General features: G+C 63.0%; 5 protein-coding genes. 1 reads left to right on the forward strand and 4 read right to left on the reverse strand.

The window, feature by feature from the left end; translation table 11 throughout:
- Window positions 1–516 (reverse strand): radical SAM protein (locus ACM0PK_RS21560; RefSeq protein WP_495498552.1); only part of this gene is annotated, 516 nt, incomplete at its 3' end.
- A 565-nt stretch (window positions 517–1,081) separates the two neighbouring features.
- Here ACM0PK_RS21560 and ACM0PK_RS21565 point away from each other — a divergent pair.
- A complete protein-coding gene (locus ACM0PK_RS21565) occupies window positions 1,082–1,456 on the forward strand; it encodes a hypothetical protein (RefSeq protein WP_414608113.1) in 375 nt (124 codons plus the stop codon).
- A gap of 19 nt (window positions 1,457–1,475) precedes the next feature.
- On the opposite strand, the gene ACM0PK_RS21570 is transcribed toward ACM0PK_RS21565, so the two are convergent.
- The 3 genes from ACM0PK_RS21570 to ACM0PK_RS21580 all read right to left on the reverse strand — a co-directional run.
- Window positions 1,476–1,955 (reverse strand): hypothetical protein, encoded by a 480-nt coding sequence (locus ACM0PK_RS21570; RefSeq protein WP_414608114.1) that lies wholly within the window; start codon window positions 1,953–1,955, stop codon window positions 1,476–1,478.
- A gap of 144 nt (window positions 1,956–2,099) precedes the next feature.
- Window positions 2,100–2,489, reverse strand: coding sequence for a hypothetical protein (locus tag ACM0PK_RS21575; RefSeq protein ID WP_061479978.1), 390 nt, complete (start codon window positions 2,487–2,489; stop codon window positions 2,100–2,102).
- 487 nt (window positions 2,490–2,976) lie between these two features.
- A partial coding sequence (locus ACM0PK_RS21580; protein ID WP_495498553.1) for a hypothetical protein occupies window positions 2,977–3,162 on the reverse strand: 186 nt, incomplete at its 5' end.

Raw genomic sequence — 3,162 nt, forward strand, 5'->3', positions numbered from 1 at the left:
CGGCAGCTCGTCGTCGTTCAGGCCGCGCAGCAGCACCGCGTTGAGCTTGATCGCCGGCAGGCCCAACGCCTGCGCCAGCGCCAGGCCCTGCTGGATCTCCGGCAGGCGGTCGTGCCCGGTGATGGTGTGGAAACGCTCGCGTTGCAGGCTGTCCATGCTCACGTTCAGCGCGGTCAGGCCGGCCCGGTGCCACCCCGGCAGGCGCCGCGGCAGCAGCGTGCCATTGGTGGTGATGGCCACCTTGCGGATACCCGGCACCGCCGCCACGGTGGCGATGATCTCGTCCAGATCCTTGCGCAGGCTGGGCTCGCCGCCGGTCAGGCGGATCTTGCTCATCCCCAGCGCCGCAAAGGCCCGCACCAGACGGCCGATCTCATCCACCTGCAGGAAACGCGGGTGGCCGTCGGCCTGGTACCCGTCGGGCAGGCAGTAGCTGCACCGGAAGTTGCAGGCTTCAGTGAGCGACAAGCGCAGGTACGGAAAGCTGCGTCCGAAGCTGTCGGTGAGTTGGCTCATGGCTGTTCCGCCTCCTGGTACCACCCTGCAGCCCTGCCCCTGAACGGGTTGTCGACCCCAGCCCGCAGAGTGCGCTGGGGCGTTGAAAGCGTCAACCCGGGACAGCCCGCAGCCTGAATTGGCACCGCCTGTCGTGATAGGCCCTCCCGGCCCGCTCCGTTCGCCGTGACAACCTCGACACCTGTCGCAGATTGCACGCTGCGGGCGGATCACTACGCCAGCCAGCACTGGCGGGGCTTAACAGCGTGGGAGAATGCCGAAAGCGTCTCCAATCGAGTGATGTTTGCAACTCTTCTGATTGGCATTGCACAGCGCCACGGGCTCAGATGGCGTGCCACCGGAAAAGGGTGGCCGGGCTTCGAATCCCGTGTTGGCTTTGAGTAAGTGCGCTTGCCAGCCGGCGTCACCATGCGTGGCGCCGGCTGGCAATCCGTCTGCCGGCTATGGCGGGCGGTGCGTTGGGGGCGTTCGCGCCCGCCGGCTTGAAGCCAACCCGGATTCGAACCACGTACCGCCCGCCACCTTTCGGGTGGCGGCTACCGATTGCCCTGCACGGAGCCTTGCCATGAACGAATCGGACTTCCCGCATCTGCACGCCTACCGCAGCACCGCCGGCGACGACGGTTCGCCACAGGCTGCGCCTGCCATGGACAGGAACACCTTCATTGCCAATCTCCACCGCATCGGCTCCGGTGCGGCGGCCGACGGACAACCCTGGCCGGAGCGGCATCAGCTGCCCGGGCGCTGCCTGGCCCTGGCCGACGCCGATTGCGCGTTGACCGGGTTGCGGGTGGTGCTGGAAATGCTGCTGGCGGCCGAACGCACCCGGCAGAACGGCGAACCCGGGCAGTACGTGGGCGACCGGGTGATGGAAGGGTTGGTCATGGCCTGCCAGTCGTTGTGCGCCCAGGCGGTGGGGCGGTTGCAGCCCGAAGGGTGAATGTCATGTGCAACGGACTTCAACGAGAACCGCCTTCCACCCGACATGCCAGCGGCGTAGCGCCCTTCGCCGAGGGAATCGCGAGTACATTCCAGCGCTCGGCCAAGGTACGTTCGACGCGAACAGAGAATGACAGTGCCTCGGCGGGCATCTTCCCTTCAGAGAAGCCGATAGCTATCTCGAAGCGATCCAATCCGAGGTTCCCCGCCTCCAGTCCTGAGCCATCTTCCCGCTTCACTCCGACGTAGACGACAGGGCGCATCACGTCCACCTTTGCCCTGGCGAGCTGGCGATCCAATTCAGCGCTGCCATCGAAGTACTGCATTCCTTCGTCCTTGGCGATAGAGCTGAGGGTCTGCTTGAACCGATTCACGCCCTCTTGGTCATGCACGCAGAACTGAATCATCTTGAAGGGCCGCTTTCCTACAGCCCATGCGCCGCCAGAGAATCCAAGTCCGACACCAATCAGAAGTAGTGCTGTCAGGATCCTCACCATCATCAAGGCCTCAATTTGCAGAGTGTGGCGGCCAACGTCGCCGCAGGGCCAAAATCGTGAAACCAAGCACGTCTCCGCTCGGTCTTCTCAGGCGCCTTCCCCCGGATGAGGGAGCCTTGTCGGGGTGAGGAATCTGGGCAATGTCCTTCAGGGCACTGCACCCGCCATCGGCAGATGCTCGATCCGCCATGTCCTGGCGTAGATGAGAATTACGCTTCCGGTCGAGGTGGTCTCGATACGGAAACATTTCAGGCCGGACAACGGATAGCCAACCGCCTTCCAACGATCAAGAAGATGAGCAAGCCCCGGCTCGTCGTCCTCGACCCTGGCGAACTCTATTCCCTCCTCCCCCAGTACGCCGAAGTTCATGAGCGCCGAGCACCCGTAGGCTTCCGAGAAGCAGACGGTTGCCTGCCGGCCGTCCGGCCAGCGCACGTGGACCTTTACCTCGTCGCATACGCCAGGTTTGCTCCTGTCAATGTTGATGGCCAGCAACGTGGCGTCACACCATTCGAGCAAGTTGAAATCTTCATTCATCCACTGGAATCCGTCAGATGCATACCACGGAGGTGCGACCCCGGTCGCCCCTTCCTCTCTCTCACCGCTCCTGAAGCTCCCCAAGATTGAGATCCCGGGCATAGGACCGCCGACTACTGATCTGCACCGGCTTGGATGCGAACCTCCGGCCGTCCCTGCATTCAACGGCGAATTGGTAGCTCTGGGGTTCCGGCCCTGCAACGACCATCATGGGGACCGAGAATGTGCTTCCAACCGGTTTCGACGAAACTACACCTTCGCCCTCCCCGAGCATGCTCAGCTCACAATCGAGAGCGCGAACGTCACCCTGACCTGGCGGCACGCTTCCCGAGACGCGCACGATCATATCGCCACCCAATGTTGCACAGCCGGCCAGAACCAGACCGGCCATGACAGCTGCGGCACACCTCACCTTTGGCATCCTCGGATCCTCAGTACGCACTGCGACGTCTCACGCCGATAGCCATTCAGGGGTGCATCAACCTGATCAATAGAGACCCGCCATGATACGAATGTAGTCGTCGAGCGAATCCACCCGCCGATCGACTGCAATACCACGATTTTTTGCGAGCGATTGAAGTGGACCGACCAGAGTTCCATAGACACTCAGTCGCCGCTCTGCGCGTAGCGCTTTTCGAACTCTACCGGTGACATGCCGCCAGCGGAACCATGC

This window comes from Stenotrophomonas sp. FR010 (assembly GCF_047520755.2).
Lineage (GTDB): Bacteria > Pseudomonadota > Gammaproteobacteria > Xanthomonadales > Xanthomonadaceae > Stenotrophomonas > Stenotrophomonas sepilia.

Coding starts and splice junctions, on each gene's coding strand:
- ACM0PK_RS21575 (WP_061479978.1), bottom strand. CDS start 2,489: ATGAATGAAGATTTCAACTTGCTCGAATGGTGTGACGCCACGTTGCTG.
- ACM0PK_RS21565 (WP_414608113.1), top strand. CDS start 1,082: ATGAACGAATCGGACTTCCCGCATCTGCACGCCTACCGCAGCACCGCC.
- ACM0PK_RS21570 (WP_414608114.1), bottom strand. CDS start 1,955: ATGATGGTGAGGATCCTGACAGCACTACTTCTGATTGGTGTCGGACTT.